A 22,039-nucleotide genomic window follows, 5' to 3' on the forward strand; every position below is an offset into this window, starting at 1 on the left:
CCCAGCTATCGCACCAACGCCTGACCGACCCGCCGTAGCCGCGGCAGTTCGTCGAGCAGCTGAGCCAGCTGGGCGCTGATCAAACGCTGGGGTTCGATATCGCCCAGCGGCATGGCCGCAAGCGCGTCGCGCAGGCTTTGTTCGTGTTCGCTATCGACCGGCATGGGCTCGCCGCGCACGAGCGCATGCGCGGCCTCTTCCAGCGTATCGGCGATATAGCCCGCCACCTGCTCGAGTAATGTATTACCAGCGTGGGTGGACAGCACCTGGCGGTGCGCACCAAGCGTGGACAGGTGCGCAATCAGCGTCTGCGCACCGGCCAGCACGGCCAGCGCCTGCTTGCTGTCGGCGCGCGCGCCGTGCGGATCCTTGAGCGCCGATGACACATGCGTACTCACGGCAGCATCGGCATTATGCGCATCGCGGCGCGCGACCCGGTAGTCCAGATCATCGCGTTTGCCGCTTTGATACTGGGCGAAAATCGCACGCAGATAGCGACCGTCTGCAGCCAACGCATCGGCCAGGCGCTGGTGCAGTTCACGCGAACGCCAGTCCGGGAGCACAAGGCGCATGGCGGCAAAAGCGATCGCGCCGCCGATGACCGTATCCAGCAAGCGCGGCACGATCAGGTCGAAGCCGTTGCCGACCTGATTGAACGCCAGCAGCACAAGCACACTGATAGCCGCCGCTGCGATGACATAACGCCGAAAGCGGGTGGCGAAAAATGTAACCCCGGCCGCAATCGTGAGCAGCAGCTGTATTTCGGTGGCCGGGAAAAGCTTGAGTAGCGCCCAGCCCACGACCAGGCCGAGCACGGTTCCGCCCACGCGCTGAATCGCACGCTGCCGGGTCGCGCCATAGTCAGGCTGGCACACCAGCATCACCGTCAACAAAATCCAGTAGCCCTGCTCCGGATGCACGATCTTGAGCACCGCATAGCCGACCAGCATCGCCAGTCCCAACCGCAGGCCGTGGCGAAAACGCGCGGACGCGGGCGTGAACTCGACCACTATACGACGCAACCCTTCGGCAAACGTCGCGGGCGCCGGGTTCTGAAGACGCCGTTCGACCGTCTGCTCGGCCGGCGCTTCGGACGTCACCACACGCTCGGCCAGGGTATCGAGATTTTCCGCCAGCTCCTCGACTACCGCGAGCAACTCGCGCCCGGGGGCGTCTTCGCGCTCGCGCTGATAGGCGAGCGCGGCATCGAATTCCGAGCGGGCCGTATACAGCCGCGAAAAGCCTTGCGTTGCCTGGTAGCGCAGCGCCGCGCCGCGCTCACGACAGGCCATACCCACCGCGGTAACGAGCCGTTGCGCACGAAACATCAGGTCGCTATGAAAGAAGGCCTGCGTCAATCGCGAATAGGGATGATGCGAGGACGCCGCCCGCTCGTGAATATCCTGTGCCGCCAGATAAAGCCGCAGGTTTTCGTCCATTGCAGAGCGCGAGCGACGCCCGTCGAGCCGGTCGATAAGCGCCAGGCGGGTATCGTTGAGTGCGCCCACCACCCGCGCATTGGCGTGGGCCAGCGCATTGCGACAGGCGGCGATATCCAGACCGCGGCTGGGCTCGAAAAGGCGTGCCTTGCAGTCGAGATAATCGCCGAGCGCGTCGTAGAGCTTGGCCAGGGCCTGGCGTACCGGCCGGTGTACGAACAGCGCGTTCCATAACAACGACAACACCCCGTACCAGCCGGCACCGGCGACGAGCAGCGCCGGCTGATGCCAGAACGCATCGGCCACGGCATGCTGATCGCGTCCGATCATGCCGTAGACAGCCAGCAGTAGCGTGGCATTGCTGATGGTTGCATAGCGCGGGCTCGCCGAGCCCATCATCACCAGCAAAAACGGGCCGAGCGCCAACGCCACGCCGAATAAAAACGCGCGCTCGAACAGCAACTGCACGATCAACGCGGCGGCTGCAAAACACAGCAACGTCACCGCCAATGCACTGGCGCGCCGACGCCAGCTATCGTCGGTTTCGGCAATTGCGGCCGCGATCACGCCAAGCATGAGCGGGATCAGCTCATGCACGTTGTCGCCAAGCCCCGCATAAAGCATCACCCCGGCAAGCGCGACGAACACGCGCAGCGCGTCGGCGAACCGATCAAAAGCGATAAGGTATTGCAGACGGTGCCAGCGCAATCCGACAACTCACGAAGGAATCTCAGAGCCGCATTCTAGACGTTCCAGCAGCGCCGGCGCCGGCCGGCATCGCAGTCGCGCCTCGTCGACAGCCCCGCGCCGCGCATTTCCTGCACCGAGTGGATAAAAGCACCGATCCAGGGACGACGCGAAAGCGGCAAACGTTTACCCTCCCACGCGCATCGCACTCGCTTGCAACGACCTTCAGAGCCGGCGCCGCCGGCATCAGCAGATCAGGACGACCGTGCAGATTCTGTTATTCAACCTTGCCGCATTCGCCGGTGCCTGCGCGCAGGGCATGACCGGCTTTGGCTCGGGCACGCTGACCGTGTCTTTGTTGGTGATGCTGTTTCCGTTTCGTGATGTGATCGCGACCGTGGCGATGGTCGTGCTCGTGCCCAATCTGATGCTCACCTGGCTGACCCGCCACGAAATGGACTGGCGTCGCGGGCCGGTGGCCGCGCTCGGCCTGTCGCTGGGCATCGTCGTGGGCGGCCAGTTACTGGCGATTCTGCCGGCCGAGCTGCTGCGCCGCGGGCTGGGCATGGCGATACTCGTTTATGTCGGACTCATGCTCTGGCGTACGCCCACCCCAGAGCACGCACCGCCGCGCTCACCGCGCGAGGCTGGTTTTCTATTCGGCTGCGGCGCTGTCTCCGGTGTGATCGTGGGGGCGGTCGGCGTATCGCCGATTCCGCTATTGATCTATGTGAGCCTGCGCTATCCCAAACAGATCGCTCGATCGGTACTCACGCTCGCGTTTTTCTGCGGCACGATCACGCAGAACATCGTCTACTTCCAGCTAGGACTGCTCACCGGCGAACTGGCGCTCATGGCGCTTCTGACCGTGCCTGGCATCGCGCTTGGGCTGCTGGTCGGCAACCGGCTGCACTATAAAATCAACCAGAAGACGTTTGCACGGGCCCTGGCATTGATTCTGCTATTGCCGGCGCTGCGCCTGGTATGGGGTTGATGCCGCGCTTCGCGTTGCACTACCCGGGCCCAGGCCACGTCGGCATTGCGCCCGGCCCTTGCACGCGGGCATGATTCGAATCGTGAAATATCGGTTACCGACGCGAGTTTACGTAAACCAACCCCATCATTCGCATGGTCATACGGGCGCTGCCGTCACAAAAACGATTTGCGATGGCAAATGTTCGGGTTTGCATGCACCGGTATCGACCCAGTGACAGCCGGTACATCCTATGTTTCGTACCGGCCGTCACGAATAATTCGTGTATCGTGAAAGCGATACGCCATAATGGCAACAATGGCGACAACTGTTTAAGCCTGCGGCTGCCCCGGGCGCCGCGCCGGCGGACCATGCAGCCGACGCCGGCCAATTAATGAGTTCCTTCATGCGCAAGCTTGCCCTGCTGTTTCTGATTGCCCTGTTCGTGTTCGCGCAGACCGGCTGCGCGGCCGACTCTCCGGCCGACCCCGAACCGGTGCCCGACGCCGGCGGCGGTACTGCCGAGGGCTATTCCCCACTGGTGCCCGAGGATAATCAAGGCGAAATCGACCGCGAGATCGTCAAGCAGCTGCAGCAAAACCACTACAACAAGGTAGAGCTCAACGACGCGTTCTCGGAAAAGTTCTTCAACGCCTATCTGGACGAGCTGGACGGCACCCGCGGTGTCTTTCTGCAATCCGATATCGACCGCCTGCGCGACAAGTACGAACACGCGCTCGACGACGAGCTCAAGCAGGGTCAGACCCGCGCCGCCTTCGATATCTACAACACGTATCAAAAGCGTCGCATCCAGATCGACCAGTGGGCGCTGGATCGTATCGAACAGGGTATCGACAGCCTGAACATCGACGATGACGAGAGCTTCGAAATCGATCGAGAAAACGCCCCCTGGCCGGCCAATGCGGCCGAGCGCGAAGCGCTATGGACGAAGCAGCTCGAGAACCAGCTGATCAATCTCAGACTCAACGATCTCGACGAGGCCGAGGTCGAAAAACGCCTCACCCAGCGTTACTCCAACGAACTCAAGCAGCTGCGCCAGACCGAGCCGATGGATGCATTTTCGGCTTATATGGATGCCTATACGCACAGCTACGATCCGCATACCGACTATTTCTCGCCACGGCGCTCGGAAGATTTCAATATCGATATGAACCTGCAGCTGCAGGGGATCGGCGCCGAGCTACGTTCCAAGAATGGCTATGCCGAGCTAGTGCGCCTGATCCCGGGCGGCCCGGCCGCGAAGTCAGGCAAGCTCAAGCCCACGGACCAGATCATCGCCGTGGGCCAGGGCGAAAGCGGCGAGTTCACCGACGTGGTCGGCATGCGTCTGGACGAGACGGTCCAGCTCATCCGGGGCGAGAAAGGCAGCACCGTGCGTCTGCAGATTTCGTCGCAGGACGGCAGCCAGACCAAGACGGTCGTACTCGTTCGCGACAAGATCGAACTCAAGGACCAGGCGGCCCGTAAACAGATCATCGAAATCGAACGCGGCGGCCAGACCGTCGATGTGGGCCTGATCACGCTGCCCTCGTTCTATAACGGCACCGCCAAGGACGTTAAGAACCTGGTCGAGGAACTCAAGAAGAACGAAGACCTGGCCGGCATCGTGCTTGACCTGCGCAACAACGGCGGCGGTGCGCTCGGCGAAGCCATGAAGCTCACCGGGCTGTTCATGAATTCGGTGCCCGTGGTACAGATTCGCGACGCCGACGGCAACGTTCAGGTACTGGGCGATCGCAACGATGGCCCGCTCTATGACGGGCCGCTGGCCGTGATGGTCAACCGCCTATCCGCGTCGGCGTCCGAGATCGTGGCTGGCGCACTACAGGACTACGGCCGCGCGATCGTGCTCGGTGGCCAGACTTTCGGCAAAGGCACGGTGCAGACGCTAATGCCGCTTTCCGAGGGCCAGATCAAACTGACCCAGGCGAAGTTCTACCGCGTGTCCGGCGAGTCCACCCAGGATCGCGGCGTGACCCCCGACCTGACGTTCCCGGCCGCGATCGATCCGAGCAAGATCGGCGAAAGCGCACTGCCCAATGCCCTGCCCTGGGATCGCATCAAACCGACCACGTTCCCTTATTCGGATGAGATCGTGCAGCTGCTGGACACGCTCAAACGCGGCCACACCTTGCGTATCGAGAACGACCCGGACTACCAGTATCGCGTCGACCGTATTCGGCTGGCTCGCCAGCAGAGTGAAAAGACCCGCGTTTCGCTCAATCTGGAAGAGCGCCGCGCCGAACAGGAAACGCTCAAGCAGCAGAGCCTGAAACTCGCCAATGTTCATCGCAAGGCGACCGGCGAGCAACCGTTCGAAAACTATGCCGCCTTCGAAGAAAGCGAAGAAGGCGAAGACCCGCAAGAGCAGGAGCTCAGTGCGCATACGTTGGAAACGGGCGACGAAGTCGACGCCTACCAGACCGAAAGCGCGCGTATTCTGCTCGACTTGGTCGAAGCGTTCATTCGCGAAAAACAGAGTGCGGCAAGCTGAGCCGACCAACGTAAGGCGGCAATGCTACGGCCTGTGTCCCAGGCCTCGCGGGGCTTGGAAGGACTCCCGGATTGCCGGGCCAACTGCCCGGCATAACGGTGGCTGTTTGACCGCCGCTGATCGGGGGTTCCGGCCGGCGCTGCCCCGCCGGGCCAGCAGACGATCAACCGATGGCCTATCACGCCCGAGCCATGCCAGGCGTTATCGATCCCGTTCGAACCGCTGCCAAGACGCGATAGCGCCCTGATGCTCTTATGGGTCCGAGCCCGCGCCTTACAACAGCACGGGCTCGAACCATGCGGCTAATCCTGCTGCGACGGCCGGCCCACGTCGTCCTGGGCCGGCTATCGCAGAGCAGCGACGTCAAGGAACGCGTATACGAACAATCGGTCGCCTTTTTCAGTACCAATGAAAGCGTGTTCACAGCGCTGGCGGCGACTTTCGTTTCGCTTGGCGGTTTGCACGAGTCCACGCAGACCCTCGAACGTATGAAACAGGGCATGAACGAATCGATCGAAACGCTAGCCAATGTCGGCGATGACGTTCTCATGCAGGGCACGCGTGCCGGCTATGGCCCGTCACTACGCGCCGAAAGCGTGGAAAAACTGGTCGATGCCATCGCCGATTACCAGCAGCGCACCTACGAAACCACCCGCGAAATGCGACAGCTCGCGACCGACAACGGCGACGAAATCGCGCGTCTGGTCGAGGCCGGCAAAGCACGCTATAGCCGCCTGCTGCACGAAGAACCGAAAAACCCGCATAGTCCATGAGCGATCCCGACATGTCCCGGCCCGGTCTGGAGGACAGCCTGGTGGTTATGGATATCGCTGATCGCATGCGTCGGCGTGCCGATACGCTCGATCAGGCCAGCGATTACGACTCGCGCCGTCGTGCGTTGCGTGAACGCTTGGTGCAGCTCTACAAGGCACAAGGCATCGCGATCGATACCGACACGCTCGATTCCGCGATCGAACAGCATATGGCACGCCGTCTGACCTACCGCCCCGCGCGCAGGCTCGCTGCCGCCCTGGCGCGATTCTATGTGCGTCTGGTCACGCCCGCGGCTGACGTACCCAGGCAAGAGCGTTGATACGTGGTCGAATCCCAAACGATTGCCGAACGTGTCGCCGCCCGGCGTTCGCGCCTTGGGACCAACGAAGTCCGGCAAAACGAACTATGGCAACAATTCGCCGAATTACGCGCGCGCAGCCTGGCCGCCGGTGAGATTACGGGCGAGTTGACCCGCAGCGATCGACGCATGCGCGAGCTAGACGCGCAACGTCGCCAGTTCGGGGACGAAATCGAACGTGTGTTGCGCGAACGCGACGCCCGTGAGCGCCTGCGCAACGAAGCTCTGAACAAAGCCCGGCAACAGGCTGCCGCGGCCGAAGCGGCGTATGAACAGCTACGCGCCGATATCGAAGCCGAACTTCAGGCCGACGCCGATTACCGCGAAGCGGCCCAGGCCTACGAACGCTCGCGCCAGACCTTGGGCGAACTCGAAACGCGTTTGGCCGACGCCCGCAGCGAACGCGATGCCAAACGCCAAGCTTATGAAAATGATCCGCTGTTCGTCTATTTGTTGAAGCGCGGATACGCCACCCAGGAGTACACACGCTGGGGCTGGGCTCGCCGTATCGATAACTGGATCGCCGATATCGTCGATTTCAACAATGCCTACGCCGACTACAGCCTGCTTAACGATATGCCGGCCTGGCTCGAAGAGAACATCGAGCGCGTTTCCACGCTCCTGCACGAGCATGAACGCGTTCTCGCCCGTTACTGGGAACAACTCGCACGCGCTGGCGAACTGCGACAACGACGCGAAAATGCGGAACAGGCACGCCACACGGCCGAAAGTCAGGCCGAGGCCAACGCCCAGGAAATCGCACATGAACAGGCGGTGATCGATGCACGCCCGGCTTACGAAGCGCGCGACGATATATATGCTCGCGAGATGCGCGAACTCTATCGGCGCAGCTTCGCCCATCAACCACTGACCGCGCTACGTACGCTCGCCGCGCAAACGACAACGTCGCTGGACGTACAGGCAATCGACGATCTCGCACGCCTGCAGGCAGAGCATGCCGACCTCAGCCAGCGTCTGGCTTCGCTACAAATCGAAGACAACACGGATGCCGACGACGTCGAGCATTGAGCTGTGACCCACACGCTTGCGGCACAATAGCCGTCTTGCTGTCACATCGAGTATCGAGCGCTTATGAGCATCCTCCAGCTACCCACCGCCGATCCGTGCGTGATTCTGATCGATTGGCACGCCACGCTCGTCGATACACACGATGCGATGTATCACGCAGTCGACGATGTGCTGCCGCGTCTGGAGGAACTCGGCTTGCTCGAACATCTGCTTGCCCCGGACCAATCCAAGACGGTCGAGGATGCAAAGCTGGTCAAGTATGTGCGCGATAACCAGGCCCTGCATCCGCGTATCGTCGCCGAGCGCAAGATTTCTCGCACCGACATCTTCGAGGTGCTATTCGGCGATAACCCCGACGCCAAGCGCCGCGCACACGGCGCCTTCGACGAGTCGTATCGCAAGTACGTGGGCGAAGTCACACCACTCGAGCCGGACACGCGCGTCAATCTGCAAGCGCTGCGCGAACTCGATATCACCCTGGGGCTGATCTCGAACCGTAATCGCGAGTTCATGAACCACGAACTGGCGATCGTGGACGACACCGGGTGGGAAGATCTGTTCGACGCGATGACCTGCGGCAACGATGTGCCGCATCGAAAACCACATCCCGATCTGTTGCTCAAGGCACTCGAACAACTGGGCCGGGGCGCGGGCGAGCACGTCTGGTACGTGGGCGACTCCACCACCGATGTCATCGCGGCCAAGCGCGCCGGCGTGACGGCTGTGTTCTACAACGGCGCCGGCTGGGATCAGGCATGGATTGACAAGATCTTTCCCGGCACGGTGCGCCACCCGCACCGGCCCGATGCCGTCGTCGATAACCTCGGCGAACTGGTCGATCTTGCTCGGCACATGCGGGCCCAACACCTGCGGGTGGAACGCTCACAGGATTGATGCGCGTCTGTTGCGCCCCGTTTTGGTGCAACTTTTCCAAACATGGCCAGCCTGACCGGCAGGCAATGGCCACGCGCTTTGCAAGCGCCTGATTCGGCAACTTCCATGCGGAATGGCAAGGTTCCTGCATCGTTGCACCCAACGAGTTAATCGGGTATCGGCAGCATGGGCTGCCCCACAATCAGTTTCCAATAGATGGCTAGGGTTCCGATCGGCGCGAAAAACAAGCGTCGGTGACTGGTCCGAGAGCGATCGACCTGACCGGCAGGGCCGGCGCAGGTTACACGGCGGGACAAAAGCCCGGGAGGTCACCAAGCAGTTCGACTGCGTCCGGTACCCCCTGTGTCATTCGCCGAAGTTGGAGACCGCCATGCCCCGCACTTCCCGCCTGTTTGCACTTCTTGCCGTGCTCGCTGTATCGCTGGTGCCGTTGGGCGCTGCCCAGGCCAAGGACAATTTCCGTGTCTGCTGGTCGATCTATGCCGGCTGGATGCCTTGGAGCTACGCCGAAAGCTCCGGCATCATGAAGAAGTGGGCCGACAAGTACGACATCTCGGTCGATCTGGTTCAGATCAACGACTATATCGAATCGGTGAACCAGTACACCTCCGGCAACATGGACGGCTGCGCGATCACCAATATGGATACGCTCACGATTCCGGCGGCCTCCGGTGTCGACTCGACCGCCCTGATCATCAACGATTATTCCGACGGTAACGACGGCATCATTCTCAAGGATGCCGATTCGCTCGAAGATATCGAAGGGCGTCAGGTCAATCTGGTCCAGTTCAGTGTCTCTCACTACTTCCTGGCCCGTGCACTGCAATCGGTCGGCCTGTCCGAGCGGGATATCAGCACCGTAAACACGACAGATGCCGACATGGTGGGTGTTTATGCCAACGACGATGTCGATGCGGTGGTGACCTGGAACCCGCAGTTGCAGGCCATCGACGAAATGCCCAACAGCAACCTCGTCTACACCTCGCAGCAGACTCCGCGTGAGATCCTCGACATGCTGGTCGTGAATACGCAGACCCTCGAAGCCAACCCCGACTTCGGCAAGGCCATGGTCGGTGCCTGGTACGAGGTGATGCAGCATATCGCCGACGGCGACGAAGCCGCGCTGACCGCCATGGCCGAAGCCGCGGGCACGACCATGGACAACTACAAGCGCCAGCTCGAAGCCACGTATCTGTATACCGATCCGGCCGAAGCCGCCGAACTGATGAACAGCGAAGAACTGCTCGACAACATGCAGCGTATTGCCGAGTTCAGCTTCGATCACGGTCTACTCGGCCCGGCCGCGCCCGGCCCGGATTTCGTCGGCATCGAATCGCCGGCCGGCGTTTATGGCAGCGAGTCCAACGTGATGATGCGCTTCGACCCGAGCTTCGCCGAAGACTACGCCGAATCGCACTAGTCACGTTGCTTGTGCGGCGTCCGTAAACACGGGCGCCGCCCTTTCGGCCGAATTCCAAGGACTGCATCCATGAAGCGCTTGATCAACCTCAAGCCGGCGCGCCCCGCGCGCGTCGCCCTCGCGCTGTTACCGTTTTTGCTGATCGCCTTCGTCTATCTGAGCGCGTCCAGTGCACGGCTGGCCGAGAATCCCAACGACCGTCTGCTGCCCTCGCCGGCCAAGATGGCCGATACCATGCACGGCCTGGCCACCGAGGCGAACGTGCGCACCGGCAGCATACCGCTATGGGCGGATACCGCCGCCAGCTTGAAGCGGCTGGGCATTGGCGTCGGTATCAGCGCCTTCGCAGCCCTGGTGTTCGGCCTGTTCAGCGGCGGCCTGCCGTTGTTCCGGGCACCGTTTTCGCCCTTGATCACCGTGGTGTCGCTGATTCCACCGCTGGCGGTACTGCCAATTCTGTTCATTGTGTTCGGCACCGGCGAGCTGGCCAAGGTGGTGCTGATCATCGTCGGCATCACGCCGTTTCTGATTCGCGATCTCACCGGCGAGGCGCTGCGCCTGCCCGACGAGCAGCGCATCAAGGCACAAACGCTGGGCGCCAATTCCTGGCAGGTCATGCTGCGCGTGCTGCTACCCCAGCTCACACCCCGACTGATTTCCGCCACCCGGCTGGCGCTGGGCAGCGCCTGGCTGTTTCTGATCGCCGCCGAAGCCATCGCGGCCCAGGACGGCCTGGGCTATCGCATCTTTTTGGTGCGCCGCTATCTGTCGATGGACGTGATCCTGCCGTATGTGGCCTGGATCACCCTGTTGGCGTTCCTGATCGATCAGGCGCTGCTATGGATCTCGCGCCTGTCGTTCCCCTGGTACCACGTCGACGAGGGCAAATCCTGATGAGTCTCGTAGAAGCCAAAGGGCTGGAAAAACACTACGGCGACGACGTGGTGCTGGAACGCCTGAATTTCAGCGTCGAACCCGGCGAGTTCGTCACCGTCGTCGGCGCCTCCGGCTGTGGCAAGACCACATTTCTGAAAATGATGCTGGGTACGGAGTCGATCACCAAGGGCCAGCTGCGGGTCGACGATAAACCCATTCCCGGCGAACCCGGCCCCGATCGCGGCGTGGTGTTTCAGCGTTATTCGGTATTCCCGCACCTCACCGTGCTCGGCAACACCATCATCGCGGAAGAACTGTCGCGTTCGCGCGTGTTCGGCAAGCTGTTCGGCCCCGGGCGGCGCAAAGCGCGTGAAGCGGCCATGGAACGGCTCACCCAGGTGGGCCTGCAGCATGCGCTCGACAAGTATCCGCATGAGCTGTCCGGTGGCATGCAGCAGCGTCTGGCCATTGCCCAGGCACTGATGATGAAACCGCGCATCCTGCTGCTCGACGAGCCGTTCGGCGCGCTCGATCCGGGTATCCGCCAGGACATGCACGAACTCGTCGGCAAGCTCTGGCGCGAACAGAAACTCACCATCTTCATGATCACCCACGACATCGAAGAAGCCTTCGCGCTGGGTACGCGCGTGTGGGTCTTCGACAAGTGGCGTGACGATCCGCAGGCGCCCCAGGCGTACGGCGCCACCATCACCTACGACCTGGACGTGGACCGCAACCGCGAGGACGCGCCTTCCCAGGCCAAGAAACTCCAGGAGGACATGCACGCATGAGCGATACCGCCTATTCCACTCATCTGCCCGGCGGGCAGCACTGGTCACTGCGCCTGCGCCGTGGCACCACCATGACACTGACCGCCACCGAGCCCGACACGAATGTCGGCATGCTGATGTACAACCCGGAAAACCTGCTCGAGCGGCTGAACCTGCCGGACAGCCTGAAGTGTCAGCACACCTTCAAGCTTACCCGCGGCAACTGCCTGTATTCCGATATGGGCCGCATCTTTGCCTCCATCGTTGAAGACGATCTGGGCTGGCACGATGCGGTCGGCGGCAACCTGCACGAACGCCATCTCATCGACAAAGGCTGGCAGCCGGTGAGCTTCCAGTCCGCGCTCAACGACCGCACCCAGACCGGCCACGACAGCTTTCTGATCGAGCTGGCCAAATACGGACTGGGCAAGCGCGACCTGGCAGCGAACCTGAACCTGTTCAGCAAGGTCGCCGCCGATGACGAGGGCAATCTGTCCTTCGTGACCGGGCATTGCAAAGCCGGAGACGCGGTCACGCTGCGCTTCGAGATGGACACGCTGGTGGCCTTGCATACCTGCCCGCACCCGCTCGACCCGGCCGCCGAATATCCCAAGCGCGGCGTGGATATCGCGCTGGCCGAAGCGGCGCCCGTGGCCGCCGACGATGTCTGCCTGACCCACTGCGACGAAAACGCCCGCGGCTTCGAGAACAACCGCCTGTACTACCTCGGCGCGGCCTGAAGCCCACGATACGACAAGGAGCACCCATGACCATCGCAAGCCAGCAACGCGAGGAAAACGCCGTCTTTCGCCAGCTCATCGATGCCGGCGATCATTACATCGGCACCATAAAAAAAGGCCAGACGATTCGTATCGTCGATGTCGAAGGCAATGAAGCCGCCGATACGCTGTTCTTCAACGCCAACGACCCGTCCGAGCGCTATAGCGCCGTCGATACCGTGCGCGAACAGGGCAAGGTCTATCTAACCACCGGCACGGAGCTGCGCTCGAACCTCAACAACGTAATGCTCACCATCAACGCCGATACCTGCGGCCGCCACGACACGCTCGGCGGTGCCTGTGCCAGCGAATCGAACACGGTGCGCTACGACCTGGAAAAGCGCCATATGCATTCCTGTCGCGACAACTGGATGCTGGCGATCGCCAACTATCCGGAATACGGCATCACCAAGCGCGACATTGCCCACAACATCAATTTCTTCATGAACGTGCCGGTCACCGCCAACGGCGAACTCTACTTCGACGACGGCATTTCCGGGCCCGGCAAGTACGTGGAAATGGTCGCCGAAATGGACGTGGTCGTACTCATCTCCAACTGCCCCCAGCTCAACAACCCCTGCAGCGGCTTCAACCCAACGCCCCTGGAAGTGCTCGTCTGGGACTGATCGGCCAGGCCGTGAGGATCCGGCGCCGGGACGACCCGCGCCGTCGATGACAAACCGCGGGACGACCCGCCGTTGAAGGCATTGCCCTATGTTTTCCAAAGTCCTGATCGCCAACCGTGGCGCTATCGCCCGTCGTATCCAGCGCAGCCTCAAGGCGCTCGGCGTGGCATCGGTCGCCGTCTATGCCGAAGCCGACCGCGACGCCCTGTTCGTCCAGGAAGCCGACGAGGCCTACTCGCTGGGCAGCGGTGGCGCGACCGATACCTATCTCGATCGCGATCGCCTACTGGCTATCGCAGCCGAAGCGGGGGCGCAGGCGATCCATCCCGGCTATGGCTTTCTATCGGAAAACGAAGACTTCATCGCCGCCTGCGAAAAAGCCGGCGTGGTCTTTCTCGGCCCGACCGCCGAACAGGTTCATGCCTTCGGTTTGAAGCACGAGGCCCGCAAGCTGGCTGAAAATGCCAAGGTACCGCTGGTGCCCGGTTCGGGGCTGCTCGATGATGTCGAACAGGCCCGGCGCGAGGCCGACGCCATTGGCTATCCGGTCATGCTCAAGTCCACCGCGGGCGGTGGCGGTATTGGCATGCAGGTCTGCGAGACCGAAGCCGAACTGGCGCGCGCCTTCGATTCCGTACGCGGGCTGGGCCAGCGCAACTTCGGCGACGCCGGCGTATTCGTCGAAGCCTATATCGCCAAGGCCCGCCATCTGGAAGTCCAGATCTTTGGCGACGGCAACGGCAAGGTTGCCGCGATCGGCGAGCGGGACTGCTCGACCCAGCGCCGCAACCAGAAGGTGCTGGAAGAATGCCCCGCCCCGGCGCTGCCCGAAACCATACGCAGCGCCCTGCTCGACACCGCCGTACGCCTGGGCGAAGCGGTGAACTACCGAAGCGCCGGCACCGTGGAATTCATCTACGACGCCACGCGCGAAGATTTCTTCTTTCTGGAGATGAACACGCGCCTGCAGGTCGAGCACGGCGTAACCGAAAAAGTCTACGGCGTGGATATCGTCGACTGGATGGTGCGTCTGGGTGCGGCCGAACTGGGCAATCTCGACGCGCTCACCGCCGATCTCGCCCCACGCGGCCATGCCATTCAAGCACGCCTCTATGCCGAAGACCCGCACCAGGATTTTCGTCCCAGTGCCGGGCTGCTCACGCAGGTCGAATTCCCCGAGGGCGACGATCTGCGTATCGATCATTCCATCGAGGCCGGCCTGGGAATCTCGCCGCTGTTCGACCCCATGCTGGCCAAGGTGATTGTGCACGCGGACGATCGCGATACAGCACGGGCACGGCTGGCCGAAACGCTGGAAGCAAGCGCGGTCTACGGTATCGAGACCAACCGCACCTGGCTGGCCCATGTGCTGCGCGATACGCGCTTTGCCGATGCCGATATCCATACCCGCTGGCTGGCCGATCTGGCATGGGCACCGCCGACCATCGAAGTGCTCGATGCCGGCACCATGACCACCATTCAGGACGTGCCCGGCCGTACCGGCCACTGGGACGTGGGCGTGCCGCCCTCGGGGCCCTTCGACGACTGGTCATTCAAGCTTGGCAACCGCCTGCTCGACAACGCAGCCGATGCCGCCGGGCTGGAAATCACCCTCACCGGTCCGCAGCTACGCTTCAATCGCGCCACCCAGATCGTGCTCGCCGGCCCGCCGATCGATGCCACCCTCGATGGCGATACGGTCGCCAACTGGCAGGTGCTCGATGTCGCCGCCGGCGCCGAACTCAAGCTCGGCAAGATCGAGGGCGGCGCGCGCTGTTATCTGCTCATTCGCGGCGGGATCGACTGCCCCGCCTATCTGGGCTCGCGTTCGACCTTCACCCTCGGCCAGTTCGGCGGCCACGCCGGCCGCGCCCTGCGTAGCGGCGACGTCTTGCCGCTGGCGCCACTCGATGCGATCGAACCGAAAACGCTTGCCCCCGAGCTGCAGCCGGAATACGGCAGCCCGAACGAAACCGGCCGTCACTGGCAGATCGCCGTGCTCTACGGCCCGCACGGCGCGCCCGATTTCTTTACCGAAGACGACGTCGACACCATCTTCGCCGCCGACTGGGAAGTGCATTTCAATTCCAACCGCACCGGCGTGCGCCTGAACGGGCCGCGCCCGGAATGGGCTCGCGAGGACGGCGGCGAGGCCGGCCTGCACCCCTCCAATATCCACGACAACGCCTACGCTTTCGGCACCATCGATTTCACCGGCGATATGCCGGTCATCCTCGGCCCGGACGGCCCCTCGCTGGGTGGTTTTGTCTGCCCGGCCACCTCGGTACGCGCCGAGCGCTGGAAACTCGGTCAACTGGCCGCGGGCGATACCGTACGCTTCGTGCCCGTGTCTCTGGACACCGCGCGCGCCATCGACGAGCGCCAGCAAACGGTACTGGATACGCTGGCAGCCACACCGAAGCCGGCGTTCGCCGAAGACCGCGACAGCCCGATTCTGCGCGAGCTGGACGCCGATACCGCCGGCGAGCGGCTGGTGTATCGTCGTGCCGGCGACGAGTTCCTGCTAATCGAGTTCGGCGAAATGCAGCTCGAGATCGCCCTGCGTTTTCGGGCCCATGCCTGGATGCTGTGGCTCCAGAAAAACCCGCTCGACGGCATGGCCGAACTCACGCCCGGTATCCGCTCGCTACAGATTCACTACAACCCCGACGTGCTCGCGCTCGATACGCTGCTCGCGCATCTGGAAACGGCCGAGCGCGAGCTGCGCGACGTGGAAGATCTGACCATCGAATCGCGGGTCGTGCATCTGCCGTTGTCCTGGGACGATCCGGCCTGCCAGGAAGCCATCGATAAGTATCAGCGCAGCGTGCGACCGGACGCGCCCTGGTGCCCCAGCAACCTGGATTTCATCAAGCGCATCAACGGCCTGGAAAGCCATCAGGATACCCGCGACATCCTGTTCAATGCACGCTATCTGGTCATGGGCCTCGGCGATGTCTATCTCGGCGCGCCGGTCGCCACCCCGCTCGATCCGCGCCAGCGCCTGGTCACCACCAAGTACAACCCGGCCCGGACCTGGACGGCGGAAAACTCGGTGGGTATCGGCGGGGCCTATCTGTGCGTGTACGGCATGGAAGGCCCCGGCGGCTACCAGTTCGTCGGGCGCACATTGCAGATGTGGAATCGCTACCGCGAAACCCGCCATTTCGAAAATCCGTGGCTGCTGCGTTTCTTCGATCAGCTGCGCTTCTATGAAGTCAGCCACGACGAACTCACCGAAATCCGGCGCGAGTTCATCCACGGGCGTTTTGACCTGAAGACCGAGACAGTCAAGTTCTCGCTGGCCGAGCACGAAGCACAGCTCGAACCGGTGCGCGACGAAATCGCCGCGTTCCGCGACCAGCGCGAGCAGGCCTTTCAGGAGGAAATGGCGCGCTGGCGGGCCAACGGCCAATTCACCTTCGAGGATCACACGCCCGAAGTCAGCGAAACCGCCGAACTCGCCGCCAACGAAACCGGCGTCGACAGCCCGGTGTCCGGCAGCCTGTGGAAACTCCAGGTCGCCGAGGGCGATGCGGTCGAAGACGGCCAGGTCGTCGCACTCGTCGAATCCATGAAGATGGAAGTCGAAATCGTCGCCCGCCAGGCTGGGCACGTCGCCCGTTTGCCTATTGCCGAAGGGGGAGCTGTGGCCGCGGGGCAGCCGGTGGTGATTGTTGCTACGGGCGATGCTTGACGCTCCCGCACTTCGTTCTAAGACGCGTTTGCCACAGATGGGCCCAGATCGACGCGGTTGGAAGGGCGATAGTGATATTCCCGAGGTTACGCCGTTGTTTCGATGCCATATGTCTTTCGGCACTCACGAGTTTGCCGAAACTTTGGTTTCGCGCTGCAGCGCGACCCACTTTCGTTTGCTTGTCCAAACGAAAGTAGGCAAAGGAAAGGACACCCGGGTTACGCGTCGGCGCGCAGCGCGCCGAACCACTGCGATGCTCGAGCCGAAGCGATGCGGCAAAAACTCGCATCGCTTTCGCGATGCTCAAACACCTTGCCGCACCGGCGCAGTGCGCCGGACACCCTTCGGCCCTGCGCTTCTCGTTCGCTCCACACGGTGCCTGAATACAGGCGGATTAGCCCGTAGTCCTGAGCCGTTACAGCTACGAACAAAACCGCCGCCCGTGGTTGCGTTGCGTCGGATTACGCCTTGGCTAATCCGACGTACAAAACTCGTGACCTTGAGCGAGCGCCAGCGACGCTTGCCTGTATTGGGCCCCTTGGGCGTAGCGCCGAGCAGTGGAGGCCGAACGCGGACAAAGCGGGCCGGATGTTTGAGCGAAGCGAGTTTCCGGCACGCCCGCGTTCGGCCGGAGCCGCGCAGGGAATCGGCGCGTAGCGCCGACGCAAGACAGGGTGCCCTTCTCTTGGTTACTTCTCTTGGGCAAGCAAGAGAAGTGACTCGCACAGCAGTGCGAAACCCCAAGCCTGAATTCGCCCGCGTCGTTGATTCAGACGCACTGATAGAGCAGCGATCTTTCCGTACCCAAGCGTTCATCAAACCCGCAGCGTCATCCCACCGCGCCTAGTCGACAACACCCGTCACCAATCGCAAACGCCAAAACACGCAAACGTCTCAAGAGGTTTAATATGACCACCCGCCAACCCACCGCCTTCGAATCCATCCCGGCAATCGACATCGCGCCGCTGTTTGGCTCCGATGTGCAGGCACAGCAGGCCACCGCCGAAGCACTGGGCCGCGCGGCCCGTGAGGTCGGCTTCTTTTACGTGATCAACCACGGTATTTCCGAAGCACGTCAGCAGGCGCTGTTCGACCAGACAAAACGCCTGTTCGAGCTGCCGCTGCAACGAAAGATGGACTACTACATCGGCAAGTCCGATAACCATCGCGGCTACGTACCGGCCGGCGAAGAGGCCCCCGACCCGTCCAAGGCCGATGCCAAGGAGGCGTTCGATCTGTCCTTCGAATTGCCCGACGATCACCCGGAGGTGCGTGCCGGCACGCCCATGATGGGGGCGAACGTCTGGCCCGATATCGACGGCTTCGCCGACGATGTTTACGCCTATTATCAGGACGTGTTCGCTGTCGGGCGCGCATTGATGGGCGGCTTCGAACAGGCGCTTGGCCTGGAGGCCAATACCCTGCTCGGCGAGGTCACCGAGCCGCCGAGCCAGCTGCGCCTGATCCACTATCCCTACGACCCCAATGCCCAGGACGCCCAGGGCATTGGTGCCCATACCGACTACGAATGCTTCACCCTGCTGCGCCCGACCGCGCCCGGCCTGGAAGTGATGAACGGTGCCGGTGAATGGGTCGATGTGCCCTATCGCGACGATGCGCTGGTGGTGAACATTGGCGACATGCTGGAGATATGGACCAACGGCGCGTTCGTGGCCACGTCGCATCGCGTGCGCAAGGTCAAAGAGGAACGCTACAGCTTCCCCCTGTTCTTCGCCGCCGACTACCACAGCCAAGTCGCACCGCTGCCGCAACTGCTCAAAGACGGGGAAACGCCCAACTACGAACCACTGTCGGCCGGCGATCACCTCTGGGCACAGACGATCCAGACCTTCAACTATCTCAAGAAACGGCTGGCCGACGGCGAAATCGAGCTGCCCGACGGCGCCCGCGGTGCCGGCACACTGGGCCAGCACGCCCGGCACAAGGACGAGGCGTAACCGTGGATCACGTACCGCAAATCTACCACGGCCTGTGGCAGCGCACGCTCTATGCCGAGCCGGCCAATGGCGAGCCGACGTTCGTCGATCGCGATACACAGGTCTACTGGCTCCAGGCCGGCGACTGGCATGCCGATCTGCGCGTGCCCACAGATCGGCCCGACTTTACGGGCCAAGAGTCGCTTGCGGCTTGCGGACGCGATCAGCTCGAATGGCTTGCCAGCCAGACCGCGTTCGCGGGCATTACGCGCGTCGAAGGCCGGTTCTGTACCTGGCATCGGTTGATTGACCTATCGCCCGGCTTGAACAAGGACATTGGCGTGATGCGTTTCATTGATGACGACACACTTGAAGAGTGCCATCCGGAGAGCACTTATCGCGAAATCTGGCAGCGTGTCACCGCTCGCGACAGCGCCGAGCCGGTCGTGGAACTGGACGCCGCCGGCCTGCCCCGCTGGCTACAGTACGGCGACCATGCGATGGCTATTCAACCGCGCCCGGCCATAGCGGGCGAGCACGACCTACTGGCCGCCCCGGCACAATGCACCACGGCCGAGCTACACGCCCGGGCCGCAGTCAATATTCGTTATGCCACACAACACGACGACGCATGGCAGGTCGCACTTTCCACGCTACCGTGGCAAGAGAACCGCCCGCTCGTCGCCTGAGCCACTTATCGCTCAGTTCGCAGCAGCCTGCTTCGACTCGCCGGCAGTCCAATCGGCGATGACGTCCGGATGTTCGTCGATGAATGTCTGGGCGGCTTGTTCGTAGGAGGTCTGTTCGGCGTTCACGAGCGCCGTATTGATCTGGTCCAGCGTGTAGTGCATGCGCTTCAACATGGCATGCACCTCGGGCTCGCTCTCGGCCAGTCCCTTGCTGGCGATCGCATCGACATGCTCGCGATCCCCCAGCACGCCTTTCGGGTCATCGAGATAACGCAGATCGAAGCGCTCCCACATCCAGTGTGGGCTCCAGGCGGTGACCACGATCCATTCCTTGTTATCGATCGCGCGCTTGAGTGCGGCGGTCATCGCCGCACTGCTGGCGGTAATCAGCCGATAGTCGTCATCGAGATCGTAGCCCTCGATCGTCTCCTTGGAGACCTGCATCAGGCCTGCGCCCGCGGAAATTCCCTGAATTTCACCGCCGAGTTTGTCGACCACATCCGGCTTTGTCATATCGGCGATACTGGCCAGCTGATCTTCCGGCACATAGCTCGGTACCGCCCAGCCCAAACGCGCGCCGTCGAACAGCTCACCCAGATTGTCGACCTTATCGCCGACGCGATCCATGTAATCACCGTGCGTACGCGGCAACCACGCGACCAGGAACAGAGAGCGTTCGTCGTTGGCCACACCGAGAAACGCAGGACCGACGGCCACCGTCTTGAGCTCGACCGGTACATCGTATTCCGACTCGATCACGCTCTTGGCCACGTGACTCATCACCTGACCTTCCGCATATTCGTCGACATAAATACGAATGGGTTCGGGCTGTGCCGCCATGGCCGCGCCCACAGGGATAACCGATACCGCAATAATCGCGGTCATAAGAAAACAGGAAAGACGCTTCATGGCAGTGCCAGCACTCAGGGTTATTTCGGTTTCCCAAGTGTTCTGGATATCACGGCGTCACGCAAGGTTCCGACTTTGCAACGCTGTCTACCGAAACCGGGCACCGGCCCGCCCGACCGCATGCACGCCAGCCAAGTTTATTGAATAACACCGGCCGCGCGCTCGGGCCTCCTACCACGGGCCTGCCCAATGCCTCGGACGGGTCAGATCACCCGTGAGAACCGCGCCGGCGTTTCGCGCTGTTTGAGATAGGCATCGAAGACCATCGCGATCGGACGCAGCAGCAGACGGCCACGATCGAGGATATCGATCCCGCCGGCGTCGATCACGATCAGCGCGTCGTCCGCCAAGGCGGTCAGTGCTTCCAGTTCAACCGCGAAGTAGTCGTTGAACACAATGCCGTGACGCTGTTCGATCGGCGCGAAATCGAGCCGGTCGTGGCACATCAGCCCCTGAATGACGTCGCGGCGCAGCCGGTCGTCGTCGGTCAACGCTACGCCGCGCTGAACTGGCAGGCGGCCCTCGGCCAGCGCCTGCTGGTAATCCGGAATACTCTTGCCGTGCTGGTTGTAGCTGTCGGCCACGCTCGAAATCGCGCTCATGCCCATGCCCACGAGATCGCAGCCGCGATGGGTCGAGTAGCCCTGGAAATTGCGATACAGCCGGCCTTCGCGCTGGGCCACGGCCAGTTCGTCGTCCGGCAGCGCGAAATGATCCATGCCGATATAGACATAACCGGCCGCGGTCAGGCGCTCGATCGCCAGCGCCATGAGCGCGAGCTTGGTTTCCGCGCTCGGCATATCCTCGTCGCGGATCTGGCGCTGCGCGGAAAACAGCTGCGGCATATGCGCATAGCTGTAGAGCGCGATACGTTCAGGCCGGCGCAGGATCACTTCGCTGAGCGTGGCGTTGAACCCCATCACCGACTGGCACGGCAGACCATAGATCAGATCGAAGTTCACCGATTGAAAGCCCACCCGGCGCAGTTCATCGAGCACGCGCGCAACCTGATCCTTCGACTGGATTCGATTGACCGCCTTCTGCACGTTGATATCGAAATCCTGCACGCCGAGGCTGGCACGGTTGAAACCGAGCGCCGCCATGAGCCCGATCGAATCGGTATCCACCGTGCGCGGGTCGATTTCCATGGTGAATTCACGTGAATCCGCGGTGTCCAGATCGAAGTGCGTGCCCAGATCGGTCATCAGCGCCGTCATCTGTGCCGAGGTGAGATAGGTCGGCGTACCGCCGCCCCAGGCCATTTGCGACACCGTGCGGTTGGAATCGTACAGCGCCCCCTGTAGCGCGATTTCCCGGCGCAACGCGGTGACGTAGCTATCGATAACCTGGGGCTGGCGCGTGATAACCCGCGTACAGGCACAATAAAAACACGGGCTCGAACAGAACGGCAGGTGCAGATAGAGCGACAGCGGACCGCCGGCTGCGTTGCTGGCCGCCACGCGCTCGCGATAGGCCGCTTCATCGAAATCCTGCGAGAAATGCGGCGCCGTCGGATACGAGGTGTAACGTGGCCCGCTACCGCTGTAGCGGCGCACCATATCCATATCGAAAGACAGCGATGAACTCATGGCGTACGTCCGCGTCGATTATATGGGCCACGCAGGGTAGCGCTGTTGGCGCCCACGTAATTTGATCTCAATCAATTT

At 62.3% G+C, this 22,039-nt stretch carries 17 protein-coding genes and 1 riboswitch; of the genes, 14 read left to right on the plus strand and 3 right to left on the minus strand.

Features of this window, described 5'->3' with window-relative positions; all coding sequences use genetic code 11:
* Nucleotides 1-5: 5 nt before the first annotated feature.
* Entirely contained in the window at nucleotides 6-2,147 is a 2,142-nt protein-coding gene (gene yccS / locus SSPSH_RS15910; protein WP_006912973.1) for a YccS family putative transporter, read from the minus strand.
* Between the two features lie 244 nt (nucleotides 2,148-2,391).
* On the opposite strand from yccS, the gene SSPSH_RS15915 reads away from it, so the two are divergent.
* The 14 genes from SSPSH_RS15915 (at nucleotide 2,392) to SSPSH_RS15980 (ending at nucleotide 19,463) form a co-directional block, all read left to right on the plus strand.
* A complete protein-coding gene (locus SSPSH_RS15915) occupies nucleotides 2,392-3,120 on the plus strand; it encodes a sulfite exporter TauE/SafE family protein (RefSeq protein ID WP_006912974.1) in 729 nt (242 codons plus the stop codon).
* Between the two features lie 385 nt (nucleotides 3,121-3,505).
* Nucleotides 3,506-5,614, plus strand: a complete 2,109-nt coding sequence (locus SSPSH_RS15920; RefSeq protein ID WP_006912975.1) for a carboxy terminal-processing peptidase — start codon at nucleotides 3,506-3,508, stop codon at nucleotides 5,612-5,614.
* 296 nt (nucleotides 5,615-5,910) lie between these two features.
* A complete protein-coding gene (locus tag SSPSH_RS15925; RefSeq protein ID WP_006912976.1) occupies nucleotides 5,911-6,387 on the plus strand; it encodes a hypothetical protein in 477 nt (158 codons plus the stop codon).
* Nucleotides 6,384-6,707 (plus strand): DUF6384 family protein, encoded by a 324-nt coding sequence (locus tag SSPSH_RS15930; protein ID WP_006912977.1) that lies wholly within the window; start codon nucleotides 6,384-6,386, stop codon nucleotides 6,705-6,707. Before SSPSH_RS15925 ends, SSPSH_RS15930 begins: the two co-directional genes overlap by 4 nt.
* A gap of 3 nt (nucleotides 6,708-6,710) precedes the next feature.
* Entirely contained in the window at nucleotides 6,711-7,775 is a 1,065-nt protein-coding gene (locus SSPSH_RS15935; RefSeq protein WP_006912978.1) for a coiled-coil domain-containing protein, read from the plus strand.
* A gap of 63 nt (nucleotides 7,776-7,838) precedes the next feature.
* A complete protein-coding gene (locus tag SSPSH_RS15940; protein ID WP_006912979.1) occupies nucleotides 7,839-8,669 on the plus strand; it encodes an HAD family hydrolase in 831 nt (276 codons plus the stop codon).
* A 188-nt stretch (nucleotides 8,670-8,857) separates the two neighbouring features.
* Nucleotides 8,858-8,978: riboswitch (guanidine-I (ykkC/yxkD leader) on the plus strand.
* Nucleotides 8,979-9,039: 61 nt separating this feature from the next.
* Nucleotides 9,040-10,089, plus strand: a complete 1,050-nt coding sequence (locus SSPSH_RS15945; protein ID WP_006912980.1) for a putative urea ABC transporter substrate-binding protein — start codon at nucleotides 9,040-9,042, stop codon at nucleotides 10,087-10,089.
* Nucleotides 10,090-10,158: 69 nt separating this feature from the next.
* Complete coding sequence (locus SSPSH_RS15950; RefSeq protein ID WP_006912981.1) at nucleotides 10,159-10,983, plus strand: ABC transporter permease; 825 nt, start codon at nucleotides 10,159-10,161, stop codon at nucleotides 10,981-10,983.
* Nucleotides 10,983-11,756, plus strand: coding sequence for an ABC transporter ATP-binding protein (locus tag SSPSH_RS15955; protein ID WP_006912982.1), 774 nt, complete (start codon nucleotides 10,983-10,985; stop codon nucleotides 11,754-11,756). The genes SSPSH_RS15950 and SSPSH_RS15955 overlap by 1 nt, the downstream gene beginning before the upstream one ends.
* Nucleotides 11,753-12,475: an urea amidolyase associated protein UAAP1 gene (locus SSPSH_RS15960; RefSeq protein WP_006912983.1), complete on the plus strand. Its 723-nt coding sequence runs from the start codon at nucleotides 11,753-11,755 to the stop codon at nucleotides 12,473-12,475. Before SSPSH_RS15955 ends, SSPSH_RS15960 begins: the two co-directional genes overlap by 4 nt.
* Before the next feature lie 26 nt (nucleotides 12,476-12,501).
* Nucleotides 12,502-13,140, plus strand: coding sequence for an urea amidolyase associated protein UAAP2 (locus SSPSH_RS15965; protein ID WP_006912984.1), 639 nt, complete (start codon nucleotides 12,502-12,504; stop codon nucleotides 13,138-13,140).
* 88 nt (nucleotides 13,141-13,228) lie between these two features.
* Nucleotides 13,229-16,837 carry an urea carboxylase gene (gene uca / locus SSPSH_RS15970; protein WP_006912985.1) on the plus strand — a complete coding sequence of 1,203 codons (3,609 nt, stop codon included), beginning with the start codon at nucleotides 13,229-13,231 and terminating at the stop codon, nucleotides 16,835-16,837.
* 908 nt (nucleotides 16,838-17,745) lie between these two features.
* Nucleotides 17,746-18,795 (plus strand): isopenicillin N synthase family dioxygenase, encoded by a 1,050-nt coding sequence (locus tag SSPSH_RS15975; RefSeq protein ID WP_006912987.1) that lies wholly within the window; start codon nucleotides 17,746-17,748, stop codon nucleotides 18,793-18,795.
* A 2-nt stretch (nucleotides 18,796-18,797) separates the two neighbouring features.
* A complete protein-coding gene (locus tag SSPSH_RS15980) occupies nucleotides 18,798-19,463 on the plus strand; it encodes a hypothetical protein (RefSeq protein WP_006912988.1) in 666 nt (221 codons plus the stop codon).
* Nucleotides 19,464-19,475: 12 nt separating this feature from the next.
* On the opposite strand, the gene SSPSH_RS15985 is transcribed toward SSPSH_RS15980, so the two are convergent.
* Entirely contained in the window at nucleotides 19,476-20,372 is an 897-nt protein-coding gene (locus SSPSH_RS15985; RefSeq protein WP_021031887.1) for a glycine betaine ABC transporter substrate-binding protein, read from the minus strand.
* Nucleotides 20,373-20,575: 203 nt separating this feature from the next.
* The gene (gene hemN / locus SSPSH_RS15990; protein ID WP_006912990.1) at nucleotides 20,576-21,961 is read right to left on the minus strand and encodes an oxygen-independent coproporphyrinogen III oxidase; all 1,386 of its coding nucleotides are present in this window, start codon (nucleotides 21,959-21,961) and stop codon (nucleotides 20,576-20,578) included.
* Nucleotides 21,962-22,039: the final 78 nt, after the last annotated feature.

Origin of the sequence: Salinisphaera shabanensis E1L3A, from assembly GCF_000215955.2 — a bacterium.
In the GTDB taxonomy this organism is placed as follows: Bacteria; Pseudomonadota; Gammaproteobacteria; order Nevskiales; family Salinisphaeraceae; genus Salinisphaera; species Salinisphaera shabanensis.